At 72.8% G+C, this 20,972-nt stretch carries 17 protein-coding genes; 8 read left to right on the forward strand and 9 right to left on the reverse strand.

What is annotated here, in order from left to right; genetic code table 11:
- Nucleotides 1-76: 76 nt before the first annotated feature.
- Together ACFYXS_RS10595 and ACFYXS_RS10600 are read right to left on the reverse strand one after the other, a co-directional pair.
- The gene (locus ACFYXS_RS10595) at nucleotides 77-373 is read right to left on the reverse strand and encodes a WXG100 family type VII secretion target (protein WP_319659114.1); all 297 of its coding nucleotides are present in this window, start codon (nucleotides 371-373) and stop codon (nucleotides 77-79) included.
- A gap of 82 nt (nucleotides 374-455) precedes the next feature.
- Nucleotides 456-5,618, reverse strand: a complete 5,163-nt coding sequence (locus ACFYXS_RS10600; RefSeq protein ID WP_389246105.1) for a hypothetical protein — start codon at nucleotides 5,616-5,618, stop codon at nucleotides 456-458.
- Between the two features lie 154 nt (nucleotides 5,619-5,772).
- Here ACFYXS_RS10600 and ACFYXS_RS10605 point away from each other — a divergent pair, with 154 nt between their 5' ends.
- Entirely contained in the window at nucleotides 5,773-7,299 is a 1,527-nt protein-coding gene (locus ACFYXS_RS10605) for a hypothetical protein (RefSeq protein WP_389246107.1), read from the forward strand.
- A gap of 63 nt (nucleotides 7,300-7,362) precedes the next feature.
- Here the strand turns inward: ACFYXS_RS10605 and ACFYXS_RS10610 are convergent, their stop codons facing one another.
- Complete coding sequence (locus ACFYXS_RS10610) at nucleotides 7,363-8,145, reverse strand: VOC family protein (RefSeq protein ID WP_389246109.1); 783 nt, start codon at nucleotides 8,143-8,145, stop codon at nucleotides 7,363-7,365.
- Nucleotides 8,146-8,273: 128 nt separating this feature from the next.
- Here ACFYXS_RS10610 and ACFYXS_RS10615 point away from each other — a divergent pair, with 128 nt between their 5' ends.
- Nucleotides 8,274-9,116, forward strand: a complete 843-nt coding sequence (locus tag ACFYXS_RS10615) for a sulfurtransferase (RefSeq protein WP_389246111.1) — start codon at nucleotides 8,274-8,276, stop codon at nucleotides 9,114-9,116.
- Between the two features lie 159 nt (nucleotides 9,117-9,275).
- On the opposite strand, the gene sepH is transcribed toward ACFYXS_RS10615, so the two are convergent.
- The 3 genes from sepH to ACFYXS_RS10630 form a co-directional block, all read right to left on the reverse strand.
- Nucleotides 9,276-10,349, reverse strand: coding sequence for a septation protein SepH (gene sepH, locus ACFYXS_RS10620; RefSeq protein ID WP_389246113.1), 1,074 nt, complete (start codon nucleotides 10,347-10,349; stop codon nucleotides 9,276-9,278).
- Between the two features lie 341 nt (nucleotides 10,350-10,690).
- Complete coding sequence (locus ACFYXS_RS10625) at nucleotides 10,691-12,013, reverse strand: D-arabinono-1,4-lactone oxidase (RefSeq protein ID WP_389246115.1); 1,323 nt, start codon at nucleotides 12,011-12,013, stop codon at nucleotides 10,691-10,693.
- Nucleotides 11,970-13,217: an MFS transporter gene (locus tag ACFYXS_RS10630; RefSeq protein ID WP_389246117.1), complete on the reverse strand. Its 1,248-nt coding sequence runs from the start codon at nucleotides 13,215-13,217 to the stop codon at nucleotides 11,970-11,972. The genes ACFYXS_RS10625 and ACFYXS_RS10630 overlap by 44 nt, the downstream gene beginning before the upstream one ends.
- A 186-nt stretch (nucleotides 13,218-13,403) precedes the next feature.
- Here ACFYXS_RS10630 and ACFYXS_RS10635 point away from each other — a divergent pair, with 186 nt between their 5' ends.
- Together ACFYXS_RS10635 and ACFYXS_RS10640 are read left to right on the forward strand one after the other, a co-directional pair.
- Nucleotides 13,404-14,537, forward strand: coding sequence for a ferrochelatase (locus ACFYXS_RS10635; protein WP_389246120.1), 1,134 nt, complete (start codon nucleotides 13,404-13,406; stop codon nucleotides 14,535-14,537).
- A gap of 29 nt (nucleotides 14,538-14,566) precedes the next feature.
- A complete protein-coding gene (locus ACFYXS_RS10640) occupies nucleotides 14,567-15,367 on the forward strand; it encodes an inositol monophosphatase family protein (protein WP_389246122.1) in 801 nt (266 codons plus the stop codon).
- Nucleotides 15,368-15,453: 86 nt separating this feature from the next.
- Here ACFYXS_RS10640 and ACFYXS_RS10645 read toward each other — a convergent pair whose 3' ends face one another.
- Nucleotides 15,454-15,627, reverse strand: coding sequence for a hypothetical protein (locus ACFYXS_RS10645; protein WP_319659104.1), 174 nt, complete (start codon nucleotides 15,625-15,627; stop codon nucleotides 15,454-15,456).
- Nucleotides 15,628-16,098: 471 nt separating this feature from the next.
- Here ACFYXS_RS10645 and ACFYXS_RS10650 point away from each other — a divergent pair, with 471 nt between their 5' ends.
- From ACFYXS_RS10650 to ACFYXS_RS10665, 4 genes are all read left to right on the forward strand, one after another.
- Nucleotides 16,099-16,752: a response regulator transcription factor gene (locus tag ACFYXS_RS10650; RefSeq protein WP_319659103.1), complete on the forward strand. Its 654-nt coding sequence runs from the start codon at nucleotides 16,099-16,101 to the stop codon at nucleotides 16,750-16,752.
- Between the two features lie 6 nt (nucleotides 16,753-16,758).
- Nucleotides 16,759-18,036 carry a sensor histidine kinase gene (locus ACFYXS_RS10655; protein WP_389246125.1) on the forward strand — a complete coding sequence of 426 codons (1,278 nt, stop codon included), beginning with the start codon at nucleotides 16,759-16,761 and terminating at the stop codon, nucleotides 18,034-18,036.
- A 408-nt stretch (nucleotides 18,037-18,444) separates the two neighbouring features.
- Nucleotides 18,445-18,744, forward strand: a complete 300-nt coding sequence (locus ACFYXS_RS10660) for a DUF4193 domain-containing protein (RefSeq protein ID WP_384287228.1) — start codon at nucleotides 18,445-18,447, stop codon at nucleotides 18,742-18,744.
- 15 nt (nucleotides 18,745-18,759) lie between these two features.
- On the forward strand, nucleotides 18,760-19,542 hold the full coding sequence (locus ACFYXS_RS10665) for a hypothetical protein (protein ID WP_389246127.1): 783 nt from the start codon (nucleotides 18,760-18,762) through the stop codon (nucleotides 19,540-19,542).
- 19 nt (nucleotides 19,543-19,561) lie between these two features.
- Here ACFYXS_RS10665 and ACFYXS_RS10670 read toward each other — a convergent pair whose 3' ends face one another.
- Entirely contained in the window at nucleotides 19,562-20,014 is a 453-nt protein-coding gene (locus ACFYXS_RS10670) for a DUF3093 domain-containing protein (RefSeq protein ID WP_389246129.1), read from the reverse strand.
- A gap of 26 nt (nucleotides 20,015-20,040) precedes the next feature.
- Complete coding sequence (locus ACFYXS_RS10675) at nucleotides 20,041-20,925, reverse strand: SDR family oxidoreductase (protein ID WP_389246131.1); 885 nt, start codon at nucleotides 20,923-20,925, stop codon at nucleotides 20,041-20,043.
- Nucleotides 20,926-20,972 lie beyond the last annotated feature (47 nt).

Below are 20,972 nucleotides of genomic sequence, written 5' to 3' on the forward strand. Positions count from 1 at the left end.
CGGTTCCTTCCGAAGCGAACGGAGGCGGTACGGGCCGGACAGGTCCGCGGTCGTCCGGCCCGTCCGCCGTCGGGTACTAGTGGGGGAGGCTGTTGCCGAGCTGGGTGTCGGTCTCGGTGAAGCCCTCGCCGACGCTCTTGACGTACTGGGAGATGCCCGGCAGGCCCTCGATGACATCGTTGTAGCCCTTGTGGAAGGACTCGAAGAACGGCCGGAACTTGGTCTCCGCCGCGGGGGTGCGGTAGCCGTCCGCGAGCAGGTTGTCGATGTCGGTCTTGATCTTGCGGAGCTGGGCGATGGCCTGGTCGTACTCGTTGGTCACGGTCGCCGACGTGGAGTCGGTGATCTCGGTCTTGACGTCGAACTGGGGCATGAGGGCGGTTCCTCTCCTGTGGAGCGGGCTGGTCGGACGGTGGGTCGGTCGGGCGGACGGGCTGTCGTGGGCCGGAGGCCGGTCAGTGGCCCGGGGTCTGCTCGTTCTGCTCGGCCTGGATCCAGGCCAGCTCCTCCGGGGTGAGCGACACCGGGCCCTCCGGCTGCGGGGGGTTGAGCAGTTCCCGGTTCTGGTTGTCGTTGGCCGTGTTGATGAACTTCACCGGGATGTCGGTGTAGAGGACCTCGGGGCCCTTGGTGTTGAAGATGTGGCTGTTCTCCAACTGCTTGTTGGTGACGCCGTTGGCGACCGAGGTGCCCACCCCGAGGGCGGCGTTCTCCAGGGCGGTCGTGGGGTCCGCGCCCAGACCGATCTGGACACCGGCGACCGAGAAGTTCTGGATGACGCCCTTGAGCGCGCCGCGGGCGGCCTCCCAGGCGAACTCCCGGTAGTCGTCCGGTTTGAGGGTGCTGCCCACGTTGAACGCGTAGTCGTCCACCGGCGAGTGCTGTTCGGTGAAGCCACCGGCGCCGTCGATGCCGGCGACCTTGGTGCCGTCCGCGTCCCGGACCGTGACGGCGCTGCTGTCGCCCGCGGTGAAGGTGTGCGTGGTGCCGTTGCTGTCCACCGACCCGGTCACTCCGCTGTGACCGACGTGCAGCGTGGTGGTCTCGCCGTTGCCGTTGTACTGGAAGTCGGCCGAGCCGTGCGGGTTCTGCGTGATGGTCACGCCGTTGCCGGGATCGGTGGTCGTGGCGGTGCCGTGGTCGACGGTGGTGCCCGGGGCGCCGCCGGGCGGGGTGAACGTGGCGGGGCCGCCCAGGTTGGTGACCGTGGTGCCGTCGCTGAGTGTGGCCGTCTGGTGGGCGGGGACCGAGGGCCCCTGCCCGCCCGGCGGCGGTGTGACGGCGGGGTGGTCGGTGACGTGGACGCCGGGGCCCCCGGTGAGGCTGTTGTCCGGCCGCACGGTGACGGAGTCGCCCGCGCCGCCCGGGCCGCCGACCTGGAAGGTACCGCTGCCGCTGTGGCCGATGTGCAGGCCGCCGCTGGTGACGCTGGAGCCGCCGCCCCAGACCGGCACCTGGACGCTGGGGCCGCCCGGGTGGTTCGCGCCGACGGTGAAGGTCGCGGGCGGGCCCTGCGGGGCGAAGGGGCTGTCCTTGCCGGGCAGCACCCCGGACTTCTCGGCCGGGGTGGTCGCGTTGGCGTAGCCGCTGTCGGACTTGGTGACCGTGACGTTGCCGGTGTCCACCGTGGACCGGCCGCCGAAGCCGCCGGTGTGGTGGATGGTGGGTCCGTTGCCCGGCGTCCGCACGGTGATGCCGCCCTGGCCGTCGCCGGTCACGGTGGACACGTGGGTCTCGCCCGGCCCGTAGCCGATCGGATTGCCGCCCGTGTCGACGGGTCGGCCCTGGGCGTCGACCGGGCCGTTCGGGTTGGGGCCCAGGTGCGTGACGCCGCCGGGGCCGAAGCTCCCGGTCCCCGCGCCGTGTTCGACGGTCACGTGGCCGTCGCCGTTGTGGCTGACGGTACTGCCGGGTGCGGCGAAGGGATGGTCGCCGTGGGTGGTGACCGTGGTGCCGCCCGTTCCGTTGGTCAGGGTGTTGTCGCCGCCGACGAGCGGGGGGCTGCCGACGTAGGCGGGGCCCTTGCCGGGCGGGGTCCGGACCGTCCCGCCGTCCCGCGTCGCCGTGATGTTCGCCCCGCTGGGCGAGTTCTCCACGTTCAGATGCCCGTTGGGGCCGACGGTGTGGCCGACGCCGGACCGGTCGTCGACCGTCCGCGTGCCGAATCCGCCGTGGCCGTCCGGGGTGAGCGTGGTGGTGTGGCCGTTGCCCGCCGCCGTGATCGTGCCGTGCGTGGTGCTGACGCTCTGCCCCGCGGTGTTGGTGACGGTGACCGACTGCCCGCCGACCTGGACGCTGCCGTCGGGGCCGGTGACGTTCACGGTGCCGTCGGCGCCGGAGGTGGTGGTCGTGGTCGCGTGGGTGCCCTGCTGGCTGAAGCTGACGCCGTTGCGGCCCGGGGTGCTCTGGACGGTGACGCCCTGTGAGCTGATCCCGTTCGCGCCCACCTGGGCCCGGACCGGATGGCCCTGGGCGTCCGGGTGGGTGATGTCGGCGGTCGGTCGGTGGGCGCCGTCGGTACCGGGGCGCACGGTGAACGCTCCGCCCTGCCCGTCGTTCACGGTGGCGGTGGCGCCGCCCGCGCCGCTGTCCACGGTGGTGCCCTGCCCGACCGGCGCGCTGGAGACCGTGCCGTTCCCGGTGGCCACCACGCCACCGCCCACGTGCGTCGTGGCCCCGCCCGGGCCGAGCGTCGTCGTGCTGCCGCCGACGGCGACCGTGGCCCCGCCGTTCTGGCCGAGCGTGACCGACACGGCGGGCGGGCCGCCCGGCGCGCCCGCGGTGATGCCGCCGGGGCCGCTGTGGGCGGTGAAACCCGCGCCGGTCGCGGTCGTGCCGTTCGGGCCGGTGGTCACATGGAAACCGCCGGAGTCCAGGGTCGTGGCGCCGCCCGACACCGAGGCCGTCGTGGTCACCACGTGCCCGCCGCCGTCCACCGTGCTCGTCCCCTGCACGCCGACCGCCGGCGTTCCGTGGCCGTCCACGGAGACCGTGAGGTTGCCGTGGGACACCGGGTGGCCGGGGGCCGCCTGCGCCAGCGGCGGAGGCTGGGTCGGGACGCCGTCGGGCCCCGGGGGGCCGTGCTGGCCGGGGGCGGGTGTGATGACGCCGTCCGCGCCGACGTGGTACTGGAATCCGTTGTGCGTGAAGTCCGCGGTGCCGTCGGCGTGGACGGTGCTGCCGCCGGCGGTGAGGTCGCCGTTCCCGCTGTGGCTGATGCCGCCCACGGTGAAGGCGCCGTTCTGGCCGACCGTGAACTGCGCGCCGTTGTCGCCGGTCAGCGTGACGCCGCCCGGAGTGAAGTACGCCGTGCCCCCGTGGGCGCCCGGGCCGGCCTGCACGGTCACGATGCCGTCGCTGTCGGCGCTGACGGACGGGCCGCCCTGCGTCGTCACGTTGACCGCGGAATCGAGTCCGTAGTGCCCGGCGTTGCTGTCGAACTGCACGGTGGTGCCGGGGTGGTGGGGGTCGGGGACGACCGTGAACCCCTCGCTGCCCAGGTGCGTGGTCGGGCCGCCGATCGAGCTCACCGTCGCGGTGCCGTCCGCATGCAGGGTGCCCGTCACCCCGTTGTCCTGGACGGGGACACCGCCGGCCTGGGGCGGGGCGACGTGCTGGTGGCCGGGCAGGTCCACACCGCCGCCGATGCCGTCCGCGGGCGTCGTGACGTGGTGCCCGGCGAGATTGACGTCGACGGTCCCGCCCGCCCCGGCCCCGGTGTCGTGCGTGACCACCGGCGGGTTGCCGGGAGCACCGTGGAACACCGAGGTGACGGTGCCCTGGTGCTGGACGGAGACACCGTCCCCGGACACCGTGGTGGTGCCGCCCGCGTCGTGGACCGTGAGCCCCCCGGTGTGGATGTCGCCACCGGCCGCGACCGTGAAGGCGGGCGGGTTCGGGCCGTGGGCCCCCGCCTCGCCGGTGCCGTTGAAGGCGACCGTGCCGTCGGCGCCCTGGGTGACGCCCCCGCCGAACGGGCCGTTCGACGTCGTGAACCCGTTGTCGGACAGCGTGGTGGTGAGGTGGGAGCCATGGCCGGCCGGGGTGTCCACGCTGGTCTGGGCCCCGTTGTACGTCACCTTGTCGCCCTGCGGGCTCTCGATCGTGTTCGTGCCGCCCGAGGTCTTGGAGGTGAAGCCGTCCGGGGTGGTCGTCTTCGTCGTGGTCTTCGGCTCCGGCGGCGGGTTGCCGTCCGCCGTCGCGGCGGGCTTCGGCGTGGGCGGCTCGGTCTTGGTCTCGGTCGTCGTACCGTCCGGCGTGGTGACCTTGGTCTTCAGCGCGCCGGTGGTCTGGTCGCCCTCGGTCTTGCTCGTGATGCCGTGGAAGCCGTTCTTCTGCGGCATTTCCCGGCCGTTGACGTGCAGCAGGCTGCCCGGGGTGAAGCTCGACGCGGAGAACGCCTTGCCGATGTTGCTCTTGAACCTGCCCTGCGTGGTGAAGGCGTCCTTGAGGTTGTTGGCGAACTTCGTGCCCCCGAGCACGGCGAAGCCGCCGCCGACGGCCGCGCCCACCGCGGCGCCGGCGAGGATCCTGCCCGCGTCGAGCTGCTTGCCCGCGGCGACATCCGAGATGACGGTCGCGGTCGCGCCGAGCGCGAACTCGGTGCTCCCCTCGGCGACCGCCTTCTGGGTCACCACGAACGCCGGTCTGACCTTCAGCCCGTCGTAGTTGACGCCGCGGCCCAGCGGGGTGAGGACCTTGCGGGTGAAGGTGGACGTCTTCATCCAGCCCTTGACCGCGTTCGACATGGTGCCCGCGCCGCGGCCCGCGGTCGCCAGCGCCTTGCCCAGCGGCGCGAACTTCGAGAGGACGTTGCCGAGCCTGCCCAGCTGTCCCAGCAGCACCCCGCCCGGCACGATGGTGAGCAGGCCGACGATCAACTCACCTATCTCCAAATGGCCTTGGGAGACCATCCGGACCACCGACAGGCCGAAGGCGAGCGCCCCTATCAGGATGCCGACCACCGGGAAGAAGATCGCGACGAGACCGGCGAAGATACCGATGATGATCTCGAAGATCGGGTGGTCCGCGAGCCAGTCGCCGATCTTCTGGAAGATGTTCCGCGCCGGGATGGCCTGGTCCGCGGCCGCGTCCAGGGCCCTGGAGGCGGTGGCGGAGCCGTCCGCGCGCATCTGCTGGGCCTGCTGCGCCAGCACCGTCGCCGCCGACAGTTCGGACTTGGCGTTGCCGACCTCCGTCACCCGCGCGTCGTGGCTCGACGTCTGCTCCGGCGTGGCGTTCTGGGGCAGGTCGGGGACCACCACCGAGGCGGTCGTCGCGACCGGGCCGCCCTGGTCGATCGCCCGGTCCAGCAGACTCTGCGCCTCGGCGAGCACCCCCGCGTACACGGAGTACGCGTCGGCCGCGGTGTGGAAGGACGTCCGCGTCTGGTCCAGGAAGCGCGGCATGTCCCTGATCTTGTCCTGCAGGGCGGCCATCGCCTGGCCCTTGCCGTGCCGGATCGCCGCGTCCGTGCCGAGCAACCGGTACGCCTGGTCCGCCTGGTCACCCAGGTCGCGGTACGTCCGGGCGAGGGTACGGATGGCCTCCGGGTCGCCCGGGGTGGGGTCGCTGTCGAAACCGAGCGCTTCCCATCCGCTGGTGTGCCGTCTCGCCATAGCGCTGTTGCCCTTCCCCGATCGTTCACCGCTCGGCCGTGCCAGTAGTAACTCCGGTATGGCTAGGCTCAGTTCACAACATGACTTTCTCGCGCCCGGGTGAACCGTTCATGACAGCAGCGTGTCGGGCGAGCACTGCTCAGGAGGATGGAGATTGCGCTCCGCAAACGTTTCGGCCACGCGTGCCGCGGCCCTGGTCAGGCGCCCGGCCGCGCTCGTACTGGCCCTCGGGATCGCCGTCGCCGCGACAGCCCTGGCGCCGGCCCGGACGGCGTCGGCGGTCCCGGCCCGAGCGGCCACCGCGATCGCGCTCACAGCGGATGACGTCAAGTACTACGTCGTCAAGTCCCCCGAGCAGAACGGCGGACATCCGGAGACGCTCCTCGCCATCGCCGAGCGCACCCTCGGCGACGGCAACCGGTTCTCCGAGATCCTCGGCCTCAACACCGGCCGCACGCTTCCGGGCGGCGCCACGTTCACCAGGCCCGAGCAGTTGGTCCCCGGCTTCGCGCTGCGGCTGCCCGACGACGCGAAGGGGGAGGGCGTGCAGGTGGGGACGCTGCCCGAGGCCACGGCGGCGGCTCCCACCGCAGCGGCGTCCCCGAGCCGGGCCCCCAGTGCAACGGCCACGTCGGGCAAGCGGGTCCCGATCGGCCCCCTCGTCGTCGGCGGTATCGGCCTCGCCCTGCTGACCGTCCTCGTCATCGCCCGCCGCACCCTGGGCCGGCTCGCCCGCCGCACCGGCACCGCTTTGCGCGGTGCCGCCCGCGTCCTGCGCCCGCGCCTGCCACGCGCCGCCCAGCGCGCGCTGCGCCGCCGACGCCGGGCCGCCCTCGGTCGTTCGCTGGTCGCCGACACCCGCACGCTCCCGGTGGTACGGCACACCCTGCGCGAGCTGCTGGCCGCGCCCGGCCCGCTCACCGGCCCGGCCGGCGCGCCCACCCGGGTCTACAGCGTGCTCGTCCTCCCCACCAAGATGCTCGCCGCCGTTTCCGCCGGTACGCCCGTCCCGGAGCGGTGGACCGCCCTCGACGCCACCCGCTGGGAGCGCACCGGTGTCCCCACGTCCCTCGAGGACGGTGCCCCGGCCGACGGCCTGCCCCTGCCGCTGCTGGCCCGGGCCGGTGTGACCGGGCGCGGCCATGCCCAGTTCCTGGTCGACCTCGGTCAGCTCAACGGGACCCTCGGCATCCTCGGTGACCTGCGGGTCGCCCGGGACACCCTGGCGGCGCTGGTGCGCAGCCTGCTGGAGACCGCGCGCCAGGACAGTGCGGCGGTGACGGTGGTGGCCGTCGACCCGGCCCGCACCGTGCTGCCCGACCTGCACGCCCAGCACGGACTGCTCAGGGTCCCCGGCCTCCAGGACGTCAGCGGCGGATCCCGGTCCCCGCTGGCCGTCCCTGCGCCGGAAGTCGGCGCCGGCCTCATCCGCAGCGCCACCCGCACCGGCCCCGTCACCGGCGTCCTCGTGCTGGCCCAGCCGCCCACCGAGAACGATCTCCCCGCGCTCGCCCGGCTCTCCTCGCCGGACGGCGGCTGGATCGTGCTCGCCGCCGGGGACGTCCCGGGGGCCCACTGGCGCTGGTACGCCGAGGAGGACGGCACCGTCGACACCGGGATCCTCGGCCACAAGGTCTTCGTCCCGGTCCAGACCGCGCCGGCGCACGCAGGCACGGGGTGAGACCGGGCGTCACTGCCGGGAGTGCGCTGCTCGCCCGCCAAGGCGCCCCGGCGGTGGACCGGCTCAGGCCGGCAGCGGCTCGGTGCGGATCACGGTGAACACCGCGCCCTCGGGGTCGGTGACGGTCGCCACCCGCCCGTACGCGGAGTCGCGCGGCGCGCGCAGCACGTTGCCGCCGAGCTGGACGACCTGGCGGGCGGCGGCGTCGGTGTCGGTCACCTCGAAGTACGCCATCCAGTGCGCGCCGCGATCACGCGGCAGACCCCGTCCGACGCCGTGGATGCCGCCCACCGGGCGGCCGTCGAGCTGCAGGGTGAGGTAGTCGAAGTCGGTCGAGACGACGTGCTGGGTCTCGAAGCCGAAGACCAGCGAGTAGAACGCGGCGACCATCGACGTCTCGCGGGTGACCAGTTCGTTCCAGACGGGCGAGCCCGGTTCGCCGGAGGTCTCGATGCCCTGGTGGTGCACGGCCTGCCAGATCCCGAACACCGCCCCCAGCGGGTCCAGGGCGATCGCCAGCCGCCCTGCGTCGTCCGCGTCCAGCGGGCCCACGCCGACCGTGCCGCCGCAACCGCGGACCAGCTCGGCGGTCTTGTCCGCGTCGTCGGCGGCGAAGTACGTGGTCCACGCGATCGGCAGGTGCCGGTCCCGTGGCAGTTCGCCGATGCCGGCCACACTCTTCCCGTTCAGCGTGGCGCGCACATAGGTGCCCAGCGAGGACGGACCCGGGTGGAACTCCCAGCCGAACAGACGGCCGTAGAAGTCCTGCGTGGCCTCGACGCCGCGTGCCAGCAGGCTGACCCAGCACGGAGTCCCGTGCGGGTGGCGGTTCCCTACCTCGGTCATCAATTCTCTCCTGGGGAGCGGCGCTCGGGCTTGCGGAGGAGGTACCACAGCAATGCTCGCACCACAGGGCGTGCCGCGTCCGGGGGCCGCGCCGCAGGGTCCCCGTGCCGGGTGACCACAATGGGCTTATGCATCCTGTCATTACCGTAACCGAATTGGCCGCGCAGCCGAAGGGCGCGTCAGACCGCGGGCCCGTCCTGCTCGACGTCCGCTACCGGATGGGCGGACCGCCCGGACGCCCCGAGTACGAGGCCGGGCACCTGCCCGGCGCGCACTACGTGGACCTGGAGTCGGAGCTCGCCGGGCCGCCCGGTGACGCCGGCCGCCATCCCCTGCCCGATGTGGAGGTGTTCACCGCCGCCATGCGGCGCGCGGGCGTCGGCCCGGACCGCGACGTCGTCGTCTACGACAACTGGCTGGGCTGGGGCGCCGCCCGCGCCTGGTGGCTGCTGCGCTGGGCCGGGCACGAGCGGGTACGGGTGCTGGACGGCGGCTTCGCGGCCTGGACGGCGGCCGGCTTCCCTCTGGAGACGGACGTCCCGGCCGACGAGGACGGCGACTTCACGGCGGTCCTGGGCGGGCTCCCCCTGCTCGACGCCGACGGCGCGGCGGCACTGGCGCGCGGCGGTGTGCTCCTCGACGCCCGGGCGTCCGAGCGCTATCGCGGCGAGGTCGAACCCATCGATCCCGTCGCCGGCCACATCCCCGGTGCGGTCAGCGCCCCCACGACGGAGAACGTCGACCCCGCCACCGGGCTCTTCCTTCCTTCCGGCGACCTGGCCGCCCGCTTCGCCGGCGTCGGCGCCACCGCCGGCACGGCGGTCGGTGTCTACTGCGGCTCGGGCGTCTCGGGTGCCCACGAGGTGCTCGCCCTCGCGACGGCCGGCGTTCCCGCCGCCCTCTACGTCGGCTCATGGAGCGAGTGGTCGCACACCGGCCGCCCCGTCGCGACGGGCCCCCAGCCGGGCTGAGGCCCGGCACTCCCACCCGTCCGCCCACGGCGCGCCACCCTCGCGTGGCCCCGCGACGGTGCCGGCCGGCGGCCGGGTGGGAGAACCGGGCAGCTCGCGAAGGACCGCGCCCTGCGGGCGTGCCCGCACCATCGCCCGCGAGGCGGTGGTGCGGCCCGGTCAGTCCTGCTTCTTGCGGCGGCTCCCGAAGACGATCTCGTCCCAGCTCGGCACCGTCGCCCGCCGTCCCGGCCGGACCCCGTCCGCCTCGGCCTGCCGGTCGGTGGAGCCGACCAGCCGGTCCCGGTGGGCGCCCACGGACCGCGGCATGAGCACGTCCGCGTACGCGGATCCCGCACTCGCGGCCGGTGCCGACGGCACGGCCTCCTCGGCCTCGGGGTCGTCGACCGCACCGTCGGTGCCCGCGGCCGCGGGAGGAACCTCCGGCGCCGCGGGCGAGGCGGTCTGCGAGGGGACGACCATGTCGCCGCGGAAACTCGGCACGGCCTCCAGGAGGCTGGTCAGGGAGTCGCGTTCCTCCTCGGCCCGCTCCTCCGCGCCGCTCGCGCGCTCCGGCCGCTCCATGACCCGGTCGCGAGGCAGCCGCGCGATCCGCGGCACGAACGGGTAGCTCGGCTCCGCGGGCTCCTGGGTGGCCTCGCCGATCAGCGCGCGCGCCTCGTCGTCGACGGCCTGGACCAGCCGCCGCGGCGGGTCGTAGGTCCAGCTCGCCGAGTGCGGCTCACCGGCGACGCGGTAGACGAGCAGCACCTCCCAGGTGCCGTCGTCGCGCCGCCAGGAGTCCCAGACGACGGAGTCCTTCTCGGCGCCCCGCAGCAGCAGCCGTTCGGCGACGGCCTCGCCGAGCTGCGGTCCGGTGCTCTCGCCCTGACGCCGTACCGGGGTCTTGCGTGCCCGCTCCGCCATGAAGGCGCGCTCCGCGAGCACGGGGCCCTCGAAGCGCCGCACCCGCTCGACGGGGATGCCGGCGAGCTGTGCGACCTCCTCGGCGGTGGCGCCCGCTCTTATCCGCGCCTGGATGTCGCGGGGGCGCAGATGGCTCTCGACCTCGATCTCGATCTGGCCCAGCCGCGCCCGGTCGTTGCGAATGGCGGCACGCAGGCGCTCGTCGATCGGGAGTGTGTACTCCGTGCTGTCGGCAGCCTTGAGCACCAGTCGTGTGCCGTCGTTGCTGACGGCCACGACACGCAATTCGGGCACGGTTACCTCCCGGGTGGTGCCTGCCGACGTCACGTGCGTCGCTGCTCCCGATGGACGAGTGTGACCTGCCCGGGTGCAGCCTGCCACAACCTTGCTGAGTTTCCCGGCGTGTCGGGCATGTGCCGTGACGCGCCGTTATGGCACGGTTACCTATTTGCAACGCTGAGTGACCAAACGCGTCACTCGGTGTCACGTGTCTCCGGGTCGCTCGACAGCACCCCGGGATGAAGTGCGCCGTCTCCCCCCGGAGCCAGGATTTGTCACAGTACTCCATTTGGGCCACGCCGGTGGGGCGCCGCGCCGTCGAACTTTGTGCGGGTCAAGGGAGTTGGCCGGGGGCCGTTACGTAATCTCCACAATCGGAGCCCTGGGATCTACTCGCCCAGCACCCGCCGCAGGTAGTCGTTGCGGAACAGCCGGTCCGGGTCGAGCCGGTCCCGCAGCGCGGTGAACTCCCCGAAGCGCGGGTACGCCTTGGCGAACCAGTCCGCGTCCCGGGTGTGGACCTTGCCCCAGTGCGGCCGGCCCTGATGCGCCGTCATGATCTGCTCGACGGCCGTGAAGTACTCCTGGTACCGGCTGCCCCGGTACATGTGGACCGCCACGTAGGCGCTGTCGCGGCCCGAGGCCGTCGAGAGCGCGATGTCGTCCGCCGGGGCGACCCGCACCTCCACCGGGAAGCTGATCCGCAGGGCCGAGGAGTCGACCATCGACTTCAGTTCCCGCAGGACCTCCACCGCCGCGGCCCGCGGAACGGCGTACTCCATCTCCACGAAGCGCACCCGGCGCGGGTGGGTGAAGACCTTGTACGGGATGTCGGTGTAGGTACGCGCCGACAGGGCGCGGCTGGAGACCTGCGCGATCCCGGGGATCAGCGACGGCGCGGCCTGACCGAGCGCACAGGCGGCCCGGAAGACGCCGTTGGAGAGGAACTCGTCGTCGAGCCAGCCGCGCACCGGGGGCACCGGAGCCGCGGGGCCCTGGCTGCGGTTGTTGCGCTTGGTGTTGCAGCCGTCGGTGTGCGGGAACCAGTAGAACTCGAAGTGCTCGTTCTCCTCGACGAGTTGGTCGAACTCCCGGAGCACCCGGTCGAAGCGCATCGGTTCCTCGCGGGCGGTGAGCAGGAAGACCGGTTCCACCGCGAAGGTGAGGGAGCTGACCACGCCCAGGGCGCCGAGTCCGATCCGGGCGGCGGCGAAGACGTCGGCGTTCTCCTCGGCGGAGCACGTGAGTACCGAGCCGTCGGCCGCCACCAGTTCCAGCGCGGTGATCTGGGCGGCGATGGAGGCCGAGTCGCGGCCGGTGCCGTGGGTGCCGGTGCTGGTCGCCCCGGCCGCGGTCTGCTCCATGATGTCGCCCATATTGGTGAGCGACAGACCCTCGGCGGCGAGGAACGCGTTCAGGTGCTTCAGCTGGACGCCGGCCTCGACGGTCACGGTCCCGGCCGCGCGGTCCAGGGAGCGTATGGAGCTCATGCGCTCCGGGCGGATCAGGACGCCGGCGGTGGCCGCGGCGGAGGTGAATGAGTGGCCGGTGCCGACGGCCTTGGCCGGCAGGCCGTCCTCGGCCGCCTTCCGCACGGCGGCGACCAGTTCCTCCAGCGAGGCGGGTGACACCTCCCGTGCCGGGACGGCCCCCACGTTGCCCGCCCAGTTATGCCATGTGGCCTTCCCGGCGGTTCTGTTCGTCGTAGCCATGCGTACGCGATCCCTCCAGCTCCGGCGCCGGCTCCAGCCGGCGGTACCCCAGGAAGGCCGCCACCACGGCGAGCGCCGCGGCGGAGGCGGGCACCGCGAACGCCACCCGGGCCCCCGCCGCGTCGATCACCCACCCGGCGAGCGAGGCCCCGAGCGCCACACCGACCGCGAGCCCCGTGCTCGTCCACGTCATGCCCTCGGTCAGCTTCGCGCGCGGTACCAACTGCTCGACGAGCGCCATGGTCGTGACCATCGTCGGCGCGATGGACAGGCCCGCGACGAACAGCGCCACGGCCAGGAACGGCAAGTTCCCGACGAGTAGTGGCGGGATCATACTCACGCCCATGGCCCCCACGCCCAGCAAAAAGCGACGGGAAGCCGTTCCACGCGGTCTCATCAGGCCGAAAAGGACGCCCGCGAGGCAGGATCCTGACGCGTACACGGCGAGGACGAGGCTGGCGGCGGCCTTGTGGCCCTGCTCCTGGGCGAAGGCGACGGTGTTGACGTCCACCGCGCCGAAGATCGCCCCGGTCGCCACGAAGGTGACCACCAGGACCTGCAGCCCGCGCGAACCCAGCGCCGAGCCCCGCGTGTGCTGCTCGCGCGGGTGCGGCGGCGGCTCGGTGGAGCGCTGCGCGGTGAGCAGGAAGGTGCCGACGGCGAGGAAGACCGCGGCCAGCAGGGGACCGGCCTCGGGGAACCAGACGGTGCACAGCCCGATGGACAGGATCGGGCCCACGATGAAGCAGATCTCGTCGACCACGGACTCGAAGGAGTACGCGGTGTGGAGCAGGGCCGACGAGCCCCCGTGGATGGCCGCCCAGCGCGCCCGCACCATCGCGCCCAGGCTCGGCGTCAGCCCGGCGACCGCGACGCAGGCGAACAGCGTCCAGTCCGGTGCCCCGGTCCGCACGCACACCAGCAGCGCGGCGACGGCCAGCACCGTGGTGCCCGCCGCCGGGCGCAGCACCCTGCGCTGCCCGTACCGGTCCACCAGCCGGGAGACCTGCGGCCCGAGCGCCGCCCCCGACAGCGCCAGCACGGCCGCGAGCGCGCCCGCGATCCGGTAGCGGCCGGTGACCTGGGACATCATCGTCACGATGCCGATGCCGAGCATGGACAGCGGCATCCGGCCGATGAGGCCGGCAGCGGCGAAGCCCCTGGTCCCGGGGGCGGAGAAGATCGCGCGATAGGGACTGGGCAAGGGGCGCTCCTCGGCTTCGTCGCCGATCCACGAGGGGGTGCGGGTAAGGGATGTCGCTGTTCATCACAGCTTACAAACGGAGCGCAAGCGATTTTTCCCCGCCGCCCGCCGGGACCCCCGCGACCGCTCCCGCCCCGGGCCCGTGCCGTTCCGCGGCCGCCACCGGGCGGTGGGAGGATCGGAGACATGTCCGATCACACCGAGGCCGCCACTGCCGCTCCGTACGACGCACTGCTCCTGCTGTCCTTCGGGGGGCCCGAGGGGACGGACGACGTCGTCCCCTTCCTGGAGAACGTCACGCGGGGGCGCGGCATCCCGCGCGAACGCCTGAAGGAGGTGGGGCAGCACTACTTCCTGTTCGGCGGGGTCAGTCCCATCAACGCGCAGAACCGCGAACTGCTGCAGACGCTGCGCAAGGACTTCACCGAGCACGGCCTCGACCTTCCCGTGTACTGGGGCAACCGCAACTGGGCGCCCTACCTCACCGACACCCTGCGCGAGATGGCCGACGACGGCCGCCGCCGCATCCTGGTGCTGGCCACCAGTGCGTACGCCTCCTACTCCGGCTGCCGCCAGTACCGCGAGAACCTGGCCGACTCCCTCGCCGCGCTGGAGGCCGAGGGCCGCCCGGTGCCGCGAGTGGACAAGCTGCGCCACTACTTCAACCACCCCGGCTTCGTGCAGCCGATGGTCGACGGTGTCCTGGCCGCGCTCGCCGAACTGCCCGAGGAGGCGCGCGCGGGTGCGCACCTGGCCTTCACCACGCACTCCATCCCCCTCGCCGCCGCCGACACCTCCGGCCCGGCCGACGCGCACACCAAGGACGGGGCCGGCGGCGCCTACGTCGCCCAGCACCTGGACGTCGCCCAGGTGATCGCCGACGCCGTCCGGGAGGCCACCGGCACCGACCGGCCCTGGAAGCTCGTCTACCAGTCCCGCAGCGGCGCCCCCCACATCCCGTGGCTGGAGCCCGACATCTGCGACCACCTGGAGGAGCTGCAGGCCTCCGGAGCGCCGGCCGCCGTCATGGTGCCGATCGGCTTCGTCTCGGACCACATGGAGGTCCGCTACGACCTCGACACCGAGGCCACCGCCAAGGCCGCCGAGCTCGGGCTGCCCGTGGCCCGCTCGGCCACGGTCGGCGCCGACCCGAGGTTCGCCGCCGCCGTCCGCGAGCTGGTCCGGGAGCGGGCCGCGGCCGAGCGCGGCCTCACCCCCGACCGCTGCGCACTGGGCCGGCTCGGCGCGAGCCACGACGTCTGCCCGGTGGGCTGCTGCCCGGCCCGCAGCCCGCGTCCCGCCGCGGCGGGCGCCGAGTGACCTACACATCCCGACGCACAAGGAGCGCCGTGACCGACCAACTGAAGGACGAACTCCTGGCCGTGGCCCTGGAGGCCGCCCGCAGGGCCGGGGAACTGCTGCGCGACGGCCGCCCGGCCGACCTCGGGGTGGCCGCGACCAAGACCAGCCCGATCGACGTCGTCACCGAGATGGACATCGCCGCGGAGAAGCTCATCGCCTCCTTCATCGGCGAACGCCGGCCGGACGACGGACTGCTCGGCGAGGAGGGCGCCAGCGCGCCGGGCACCAGCGGTGTCCGCTGGGTGATCGACCCGCTGGACGGCACCGTGAACTACCTCTACGGCCTGCCCGGCTGGGCGGTGAGCATCGCCGCCCAGGTCGACGGCGAGACCGTCGTCGGCGTCGTCGAGGCGCCCATGAGGCGCGAGAGCTACCGCGCAGTCCTCGGCCGCGGCGCGTGGGTGGGCGACGTACGGGCCCGGCCGCGCCCCGCGCCGCCGTTCGAGCAGGCGCTGGTCGGCACGGGCTTCGGGTACTCCACCGAGGTGCGCACCGGACAGGCCGAGGTGGCCCGCCGGCTGATCCCGCGAGTGCGGGACATCCGCCGCGCGGGTTCGGCCGCCATCGACCTGTGCGACGTCGGCTGCGGCCGGCTCGACGCCTACTACGAGCGCGGGCTGAACATCTGGGACTACGCCGCGGGCGACCTCTTCGTCCGCGAGGCGGGCGCGCTCACCGGCGGCCGCCCGGGGGAGCCGCCGTCCCCGCAGCTGACGGTGGCGGCGCCGGCGGGGGTCTTCGAGCCGTTGCAGGCGCTCCTGGAGGAACTGGGCGCCTGGCACGACTGACCGGCGGACCCGGACCCGGACCCGGGCACGCGAACGCCCCGGCACCTGTGCGGTGACCGGGGCGCGGCGTTCGGGTCCGGTTGCCCTCAGGCGATCTTGGGCAGCACCTGTACGCCGTGGTCGGCGGCGAGGCGGCGCAGATCGGCCAGTTCGGCCTCCTCGACCTCGGCCAGGAACTCGTCCCCCGCCTCCCGGGCGGCGAGCAGGTCCGACTCAGTGCTGTGTATGCGCTGCAGGATGCCAGTGGTGAATGCGTCCATCAGGTGGCGCCCCCTCGTCGTCGATAGGTGACACAGGGTGTGGGTGGGTACGGGTCGATGCGGCTGCGGGCAGGTTGTTCCGAGGTCCCCGCGGATCGCGCGACGGCTGCCGCCACACATCGGCTGCGAACGCCCAAGGGGCGCGATCGGGGGTGTGCAGTCGTCCTCCCCAGGCCCGCCGGAGCGGAAACCTCCGCAACCCGAAGAATTCCGCGCCGAGTTCCCGTCCGCGCCACGCGCGGCCCACGACCGGTACGGACACCGCTCTTCACGACGCACGGTGTGGCACGGGTCACGTGCGGTGGCGGGCCGCCCGAGCCGGAGAGCGGCCGGGGCACGGCCGCCGGGGCCGTCGCGCGCGCGGCCCGGTAACACGCTCTTACCGCCGGTTTACGGCCTTCAGGTGCAGGATGGAGACGCATTCGGCCTGCGCACAGGCCGTTGAGAAGTGATCACGGAAGGAAGGGCGCCTTGCGCGTACTGGTCGTCGAGGACGAACAGCTGCTCGCCGATGCGGTGGCCACGGGACTGCGCCGCGAGGCCATGGCCGTGGACGTCGTCTATGACGGCGGTGCCGCTCTGGAGCGGATCGGGGTGAACGACTACGACGTCGTCGTCCTCGACCGGGACCTGCCCGTGGTCCACGGGGACGACGTCTGCCGCAAGGTCGTCGAGCTCGGCCTGCCCACCCGGGTCCTGATGCTCACCGCCGCCGGCGACGTGAGCGACCGCGTCGAGGGCCTGGAGCTCGGCGCCGACGACTACCTGCCCAAGCCCTTCGCCTTCACCGAGCTGATCGCCCGCGTGCGCGCGCTCGGCCGGCGGACGACGGCCCCCCTGCCGCCGGTGCTGGAGCGCGCGGGCATCCGTCTCGACCCCAACCGCCGCGAGGTCGTCCGCGAAGGGCGGCAGGTGCATCTGGCGCCCAAGGAGTTCGCGGTGCTGGAGGTACTGCTGCGCAGCGAGGGGTCCGTGGTGTCCGCGGAGCAGCTGCTGGAGAAGGCCTGGGACGAGAACACCGACCCCTTCACCAATGTGGTCCGGGTCACGGTCATGACGCTGCGCCGCAAGCTCGGCGAGCCCGCCGTGATCGTCACCGTGCCCGGCTCCGGCTACCGGATCTGATGCGCCGTGGCAACCTCCTCCTCCTCCTCCTCGGCGTCGTCATCGTCCTCCTCCCCGACGACCCCGCCGCGCGTCCCGCCGAAGCCCACCTGGGAGCCGGCGTCGCCGGCCGGCCGCGGCCCGCTGTTCCGTCCCACGATCCGGATACGGCTCACCCTGCTCTACGGCGGCATGTTCCTGATCGCGGGCGTCGTCCTGCTGTGGATCATCTACCTGCTGGCCGCACAGGCCCTGCACGACGGCAACGAGCTGCCCTTCCGGCTGCTGAGCGGCCACGTGGCCACCACGACGCCCAGCTGCCAGCTGCCGAGCTCGGGGACGACCGACGAGTTCACCGACGCCATCAACGCCTGTATGCAGGACCGGCGAGAGGTCGCGCTCGACACCCTGCTGCGGCGGTCGCTGTTCGCGCTGGTGGGTCTCGCCGTGCTGGCCTTCGCCTTCGGCTACCTGCTGGCGGGCCGCGTGCTGTACCCGCTGGGCAGGATCACCCGTACCGCGCAGGCCGTGGTCTCCTCCGACCTCAAGCGCCGCATCCACTTGGACGGGCCTGACGACGAGCTCAAGGAGCTCGCGGACACCTTCGACGAGATGCTGGAGCGGCTGGAGCGGTCCTTCGACGCGCAGCGCCGTTTCGTCTCCAACGCCTCCCATGAGCTGCGGACCCCGCTGGCGATCAACCGGACCCTGCTGGAGGTCCAGCTGTCCGACACCGCGGCCGGCCCGGAGGTGCAGCAGCTCGGGAAGACCCTGCTGGCCACCAACACCCGCAGCGAGCAGCTCGTGGAGGGCCTTCTGCTGCTCGCGCGCAGCGACAACGAGATCGTGGACCGCAAGCCCGTGGACGTCGCCGAGGCGGCCTCGCAGGCCCTGGAGCAGACCCGCAGCGAGGCCGACGCCAAGGGCGTGGCGCTCCGCAGCGATCTGCACGAGGCGGTGGTCCAGGGCAACGGCGTCCTGCTGGAGCGGATCGCGCTCAACCTCGTTCAGAACGCCGTCCGCTACAACGTCCCCGAGAACGGCTGGGTCGAGGCCACCACGGGCCTGGAACCGGGTCTCGCGGTCCTGACGGTCACCAACACCGGCCCGGTGGTTCCGGCCTACGAGATCGACAACCTCTTCGAGCCGTTCCGGCGGCTGCGCACCGAGCGGACCGGGAGCGACAAGGGCGTGGGACTCGGCCTGTCGATCGCGCGATCGGTGGCGCGGGCCCATGGGGGCACCATCTCCGCGGTGCCCCGTGAGGGAGGTGGCCTGGTCATGCGGGTCGCGATCCCCGTCTGAGGCGCCCGCTAACCGTTCCGCGACACCCCCGGGCCCGTGTTCGCTTTGCGCTGAATTTTGCGGTCTGATCCCCGCGGCGGCATCCTGTGAGCGATTACACATACGATTCCGGCCGCAGGTACGCTCCGTGGTCGTCGGTCCGGGAAAAGAGCGGAAAAATCCATGTTTCCGCAGGTCATGATCACGGGAAGTACACGTGGAGGCGTGAGCAAGGTGCGACAACCCGGCCCTTTCCGGTCATGACCGGCAGTGGATCCGATCACCTCTTCGGGGGTGCGGTTGGGTGTCGATTGAGTAACGGCACTTGATGTAAGGCAAAATCTCCGCTTCGGGCCGGGCACAAGACCGGCCTCCCATGCGTTACGTGCGCTGGAGACACCGCAGACACCCAGAGGGGGAGAGCGATACATGGCTACTGATTACGACACACCACGCAAGACCGACGACGATGTCAACGAAGACAGCATCGAGGAACTGAAGGCTCGCCGGAACGACAAGTCCACGTCCACCGTGGACGTCGACGAGTTCGACCAGGCCGAGGGCCTCGAACTGCCGGGCGCCGACCTTTCCAACGAGGAACTCTCGGTCCGGGTCCTGCCCCGGCAGGCCGACGAGTTCACCTGCATGAGCTGCTTCCTTGTGCACCACCGCAGCCAGCTGGCCTCGGAGAAGAACGGCAACCCGATCTGCCGCGACTGCGCGGCCTGACGGGACACCGGGATCGTGGACAGCGACGACGAGCGAGGCCGCGGGGCCTCGCTCGCGGGCGCATCGGAGGAACCGGCGGTCGACGACGCCCTGCCCGGACCTCCGAGCCGTGCCGCCCGCGGGCGTGCCCGCGCCAGGGCGGCACTGTCGACCCTCGCCGAGGGTTTCATCGAGACGGCCCCTCGGATACCCGTACGGGACCTGGAGACGCTCCGCCGGCAGTTCCCCGGGCTGGGGCCCGAGGAGCTGGCGGACAAGCTCGTGAGCGCCGCCACGAAGGGCACCGCGACGGTGGGCGCCGGCATCGGCGCCGCCGCGATGCTGCCCACCCCGCCCGCCATGCCCGCCGAGCTGGCGAGCGAGACGATCGGGGTCGCCCTGATCGAGTACAAGCTCATCGCCGAGCTGCACGAGGTCTACGGGCTCCGTGCCCCGGGCACGCTGCGGCAGCGCGCGATGATGTACATCGCCGAGTGGACCGAGCGACGCGGCATCGACTTCTCCAAGCCGTCCACGCTGAACGTGGCGCTCGGCGGCCGGATGAAGCGCGAGCTGCGCCAGCAGCTCATGAAGCGCACCATGCGCAATCTGCCGACGCTGACGCCGTTCATGGTCGGCGCGGCCGTCGGCGCCGTGATGAACCGGCGCGACACCAGGAAACTCGCGGAGCAGATCCGCAAGGACCTGCGCGAGCGGCAGGTGCCCTGGGGGCTGCTCTCCGCCGAGGAGCCGCCGCCCGCCCTGGGACCCGGCGGGCCCCGGGAACTGCCGGGGAAGTCCGCGGACGCCGACGACTGAGGCCGCCGGTGCGGACGCCTCAGGCGGTCCGCACGTCCCGCAACGCGGCGGCCAGCCGCTCGGGGGCCCGCGTGGAGAGGTACAGGTAGGGCGTCGGATCCGCGGGGTCGGTGACCTCGACCTTCAGCGCGGTCGGCACGTACGACCGCAGCAGCATGAACGCGCGCGGATCGGCCTTGTACGAGCGCCAGGCCAGCGCCTCCTCGTGGTCCAGCACGATCGCCTCGCCGAGCGCCCCCACCGGGATCCGCGCGTCGCCGGCGACCAGCGACCCGGCCACCACCCGCAGCCGCGCCGAGCCGTACGAGCTCACCGCGACCGCTCCGGCGGCCGTGCCCCCGACGAGGCCGCCCAGCAGCGGCAGCGCCCCGAAGGGCAGCAGGATCAGCGCCAGTGACACACCCGCGCCGAAGGCGAGCAGCCACCACGAACGCGGCGCGGTCAGCCGCTCCTCATAGGTCATGCCGGTCATGAGACCCAGCTTGTCATGCCGCCCTGTCAGCGCCCGCCGCGGGACCGCAGGCGCGACAGGGCCTGCGCGGCGCGCGGCGCGGTGCGCAGGCCGATGGCGACCTGCTTGGCCCAGTCGGTGGCCGCGGTGGGCAGCGCGGCGTCCAGGACGGCCGAGGAGCGGGCGTCGTTGCCCACCAGGTACCGGGGGAGCGGCCGGGGCGCCGACAGCGCCCTGAGGACCGTTCGGGCCACCGGGCGCGGGCCGGGCAGTTCGCGCTTGAGGAGGTCGTCCGCGGCCTCGTACCGGTCGCGGTACGGCGACGTGGTGCCCTGCGGCAGCCGGGAGGCACCGCGCTCCCAGATGTCGGTGCCGAAGGACCCGGGCTCGACCAGCACCACCTTCACCCCGAACGGCGCCGCCTCCATGCGCAGCGCGTCCGTGATCGCCTCCAGGCCCTGCTTGCTCGCGCAGTACCAGCCGAGCAGCGGCATCGAGACCCGGCCGGAGATCGAGGAGATGTTGACGATGCGCCCCGCGCGCCGGGCGCGCATGGTCGGCAGCACGAGCCGGGCGATGCGCGCCGGTGCCACCAGATTGATCTCCAGCTGCTGGCGCACCTGTTCATCGTCGACGTCCTCGATCGCGCCGGGCTGCGCGATGCCGGCGTTGTTGACCACCGCCCAGGGACCCCCGTCGGTCACCGTGGCGATCTCCGTGAACGCCCGTACGGACGACGTGGCGTCCGCGACGTCCAGCAGCACCGTGCGCACCGACGCACCGGTCCTGGTCACCGCCTCGCGCAGGGCCTCGGCCTTCTCCTCGGTGCGCACCGTGCCGATGACGTCGTAGCCGGCGTGGGCCAGTTCGAGGGTGATCGCCAGGCCGATCCCGCATCCGGCTCCGGTGACGACGACGGACCTGGGGGTCATGGGGTGCTCCAAGGGATGGGGGACACGTGCCGCGTGGCCGGAAGGAG

Source organism: Streptomyces sp. NPDC002574 (genome assembly GCF_042889545.1).
Classification (GTDB): domain Bacteria; phylum Actinomycetota; class Actinomycetes; order Streptomycetales; family Streptomycetaceae; genus Actinacidiphila.